3 protein-coding genes and 1 pseudogene are annotated in these 4,435 nt (G+C 36.2%); 1 reads left to right on the forward strand and 3 read right to left on the reverse strand.

Annotated elements, in window-relative coordinates; all coding sequences use genetic code 11:
- Positions 1-149: 149 nt before the first annotated feature.
- The 3 genes from HE1_RS09245 to HE1_RS08455 all read right to left on the reverse strand — a co-directional run bounded on the left by HE1_RS09245 (position 150) and on the right by HE1_RS08455 (position 3,513).
- Positions 150-329, reverse strand: coding sequence for an IS630 transposase-related protein (locus HE1_RS09245; RefSeq protein ID WP_035543222.1), 180 nt, complete (start codon positions 327-329; stop codon positions 150-152).
- A gap of 538 nt (positions 330-867) precedes the next feature.
- A complete protein-coding gene (gene murA, locus HE1_RS00230) occupies positions 868-2,148 on the reverse strand; it encodes a UDP-N-acetylglucosamine 1-carboxyvinyltransferase (RefSeq protein WP_006301836.1) in 1,281 nt (426 codons plus the stop codon).
- Positions 2,149-3,372: 1,224 nt separating this feature from the next.
- Positions 3,373-3,513 (reverse strand): hypothetical protein, encoded by a 141-nt coding sequence (locus tag HE1_RS08455; RefSeq protein WP_162531118.1) that lies wholly within the window; start codon positions 3,511-3,513, stop codon positions 3,373-3,375.
- Between the two features lie 80 nt (positions 3,514-3,593).
- On the opposite strand from HE1_RS08455, the pseudogene HE1_RS06730 reads away from it, so the two are divergent.
- A pseudogene (locus HE1_RS06730) lies at positions 3,594-4,435 on the forward strand (transposase family protein); the annotation flags it as partial.

Raw genomic sequence — 4,435 nt, forward strand, 5'->3', positions numbered from 1 at the left:
TTAAACCCTAGTGGTGCGGTCAGTTTGTTATTAACCAAACCGGCAATACTATGTGTTCTTTGATCCCACTCTTTTTGCCAACCGAATTTTCACTTTTTCTGCCCCAGCCGTCTGTCTTTGAACATAGACTATCAATGCCGCTTTCATCACTATATACAAGACTTGGAGACGCTATATCTTTGATCGATTCTTGATACTGGCTTCGCTTTTCTTTGCTTGCTTCTAAGTGCGAAAAGTTTTTTTTTAAGCTGCAAGCCTAACCTTTTTAACCAGTAACTGATTGTAAAAATACTCACCCCAAATTCTTGAGCAGCTTTTTTCAAGGTCATATCTTGGGTTTCTTTGACATACTCTTTAAGCTTCTCAAGTCAATCTTTTTTTTGAGCCACCACGCCTCTTAGGAAAATAATTACCTTCTTGTCTGTATTTTCTATACCAATTTTCTATGCCGCCTGCCTATCGCTGATACACTTATTTTAAATAAGTGCGATACTTCAATATACCCCCTGCATCTAAACATTCCATTCCCCTTTGTCTTAAATCGTTGCTGTAGCTCTTTGTCATTTTCCTTTTATCGTAACAAAAAATTACACCTAATTCAACCTAAATTTCTATAGCAAGTATCTCACATCTTTTTTTAATTCTCGAAAAATGTCTTTTTCACTACAAAATAACAAAACGATATCGCTTCCTAAATATTACTACTCATCTTCTTTGTTTTCTAAGTGCCAACGCAAGAAAAAACTTCACGAAAATACGATCTAAAAGATAATTCTTTATCTCGACTGTGTCTTGCATAAAACAAAGCACAAAAAAATTTTGAAAAAATTAAAAATTGTCAATCTTTTTATCGAAAGAGGAACTGCTTTAAGCCTGCGTACCTTTGGGACAAACCCGTTCAATTTTCGCTCCGCAAGTAGATAGTTTTCCAGGAAGATTCTCATATCCCCGGTCCAAATGGTATACCCGATTTACTATAGTCTCTCCCTTAGCTGCTAATGCTGCCAAAACAAGACATACAGAAGCGCGTAGATCTGTGGCCATTACCTCTGCACCTGTTAAAGCGGTTTGTCCTTTAATGTGCGCAGTAGAGCCGTCAATAAAAATACCAGCTCCCATTCTTGATAACTCTCCCACATGCATAAATCGATTCTCAAAAATATTCTCCTGAATCGTAGACGGACTTTCTGCCTGGGTTGCAAGCACCATAAACTGAGACTGTAAGTCAGTTGGAAATCCCGGAAATTCTTGAGTCTTAATATTAAATCCCCCCCAATGATTAGGAGTCTTTATATGGAAAGTTCCTGGAGAAATCTCATGAATCGGAATCCCAATATGAGTAAGTACGGAAACATACGCACCCATAAGCTCTTTCGCGCAGCCTGTTAGTGTTAACTCTCCTCGACTCATTAATGCTGCCACAATATAAGTTCCAATTTCGATACGATCTGGAAGAATATTAAAATGTGTTCCATCAAGAGAGTCTTGTCCTTGGATATTTAGAACTGAAGTTCCCTGCCCTTCGATCACCGCTCCCATCTGTTTTAAACATTGAACCAAGGAAGAAACTTCTGGTTCTAGAGCTATATTTTCCAATCGAGTTTCTCCTTTTGCAAGAACAGCAGCTAACAACAAATTTTGAGTTCCTGTCACGCTAGGACGAGGAAATTTATATACTCCCCCCCGAACACGGCCCTTTGGTGCAAAAGCATGAATATATCCATCGTAAACACTAACATCAACCCCCAAAGCTTGAAGTCCTGCGATGTGATAATCCACAGGACGCACACCAATGGCACACCCTCCAGGAAAAGCAACTTGAGCTTTTCCACAGCGCCCCAATAACCCCCCAAGCACCAAAATAGAGGCACGCATTTTTCGCACCATGTTATAGTCCGCGCGAGCACAAAAATTGATCTTTTCCGCTTGTGCAGTGAAAGTTTTGAAATTCATCTGCACTTTTACACCCAAATGTTCTAATAAAAGCTTCAAAGAAAAAACATCCGCCACTAAAGGAACGCGCTCTAAGATCAAAGGCTTGTCAGTAAGAAGCGATGTAGCTAACAAAGGAAGTGCTGCATTTTTAGCACCATTAATAGCAATAGTTCCTGATAACGGGATTCCACCTTGTATACGAAAATAATCCATTTTCTAACGCTTATTTCATAAGATTCTTCATCTTAGTTATCTTTTCAGGAAAAAACAAGCATTTAGAAATATCAGGAAAAAATACATAAAATTTTAATTAAATTTTTGAGATCAAAAATACCACAATATAAACATTAATTATTTAAAAAGTTAATTTTATTTTTTTTGATAATTTAAATTTAAAGATTCAGTTTTTATTTCTATTGTTTCATTAATGTTGCCTAAATACAACTCTCGCTGTTGTAAAAACATCAAGACGCTTGCTTTACTCTGAAATTTGGATTATAAAACTCAATTTTGGAATGTATTGTAATGCGTTAGAAAAATACGTAATGTTGTATCGAAAATGACTTCTGTTGAAGGCAGATTTTTATTTTATCCAAAAAATCGCCAGGACGCAGGTAAACTTACCTTGTAAAAAAAAAGAGCGTTGCCTTTCCTGAGAAGAACTGAATAGTTCCCATTTATACGCTCCTCTTTTACACCGAATACTTTTGATTAAGAATTTAAGTTTTCAAAATCGGCACAGTCCTGACATATCAGCCAATAAGATAGTGTATTTTTTATATTCCGTTGTGTGAATAAAATTGACGATTATTTTTACTGCTTTCTCCTAAAACTCTTGCGCATCATAGTTGATGAGGCTATATCTCACTTTCTTTGCAACGTTGTGGTGAATTTTTTTCACATCTCTTTTGTTAATACAGAAATTTAGGTTGAATTAGATATTTTAAAGAACCAAGAAATAGCGTCGAGTAGAGCATTGCAATTTGGTATATTGCATTCAATCCCCCTCTTCATATTAGCCCAGAATTACTCTATTGGATTCAAATCAGAAGAAGTAAGGCGGTAAAAAAATTATACTGCATTTTACAGATTATTTATGAAAAGAGGTATTATCCATAATACCACCTTGACCAGGATTTAGTTCCTTGATCAGAAATCTACACAAGCTTGGAATAATAAAGTGTCGCAAGATCCCTTAAACCCCATTGGTGCTATTCGGCGTTTTATTAACCAAACCGGCAATACTATTTATTCTTTAGTCCCACTCTTTTTGCCAACCGAATTTTCACTTTTTCTGCTCCAGCCTTCTGTCCTTGCACATAGTCATACAATGCCGCTTTCATTAATATATACAAGACTTGGATGCTATATCTTTGATTGATTCTTGATACTGACTTTGCTTTTCTTTGCTTGCTTCTAAGTGCGAAAAGTCTTTTTTTAAGCTACAAGCCTAATCTTTTTAACCAGTAACGATTGTCCCCAAAATTCTTGAGCGGCTTTTTTCAATGTCATATCTTGGGTTTTTTTGACGTACGCTTCAAGCTTTTCTAAGTCAATCTTTTTTTTCTGATCCACCACGCCTCTTAGGAAAATAACTATTTGATCCCAGAGAATTATGGAGTATATTATGAAGACAATAATTCATGGAAGAAAAGTTTATGGGACAAGTATTACATGCAAATGCCAGAACGACTGAGGCACTCCGTAGAGAGAAATAGTGAAGAGAGCATAGCAAAAGCGGCTATAAGATGTAATGTTAATCCAAAAACAATTATCAAATGGAAGAATCGAGAAGATACAAAAGATCTCCCTATCGGTCTTAAAAAGATCAAATCTACTGTGCTTTCAGAGTCTGAAGAAGAAGCAAGTGTGCATTCAAGAGGATGAAGTATTATATAGCTTACAAGAAACTATTCCACATTTAAGCCAATCAAGTCTTCATCGTTGCTTAAGGCGTCATGGCGGCTCTGCTAAAAAAGAACTATCTAGCACTATCCTAGTGGTTATTTTCATATGGATAGTGCAGAAGTAAGGACAGCTGAAGGTAAGCTATTTATATGTAGGGAATGATAGAACATCAAAATTGAGTACTGCAGCGGTTTTGCACAACCTTATTAATGCTGTACCTTATACCTTGCAGATAACGGAATTCAATTCACCACCCATGATCATCATAAACATGCATTCACTCATATCTTTGAGCGTGTTTGTAATGAGAATCAAATAGAGCATAGGAGGACTAAGATAAAGTATCCATAGAATAATAGGTAAGTATAGCGAATTAATAGAAATCTAAAAGAAGCAACAGTTAATAGCTTTCATTATGCTTCTCATGATGAGCTAAAACAGCATGTGCGTGCTTATCTTATGGCTTACAACTTTGCTAAACGACTCAAAGCTATCAAAGGAAAAACTCCTTGGCAATTTATTCTAAATCAGTGGACAATTCATCTTGAATATTTTATACCTAATCCTAACCACTTCTTGCTGGGACTAAACA

The organism is Holospora elegans E1 (assembly GCF_000648275.1).
Lineage (GTDB): Bacteria > Pseudomonadota > Alphaproteobacteria > Holosporales > Holosporaceae > Holospora > Holospora undulata_A.

Bases quoted from the DNA above. Each gene is read 5' to 3' on its own strand.
- HE1_RS09245 (WP_035543222.1), bottom strand. From the start codon at position 329: ATGACCTTGAAAAAAGCTGCTCAAGAATTTGGGGTGAGTATTTTTACA.
- murA (WP_006301836.1), bottom strand. From the start codon at position 2,148: ATGGATTATTTTCGTATACAAGGTGGAATCCCGTTATCAGGAACTATT.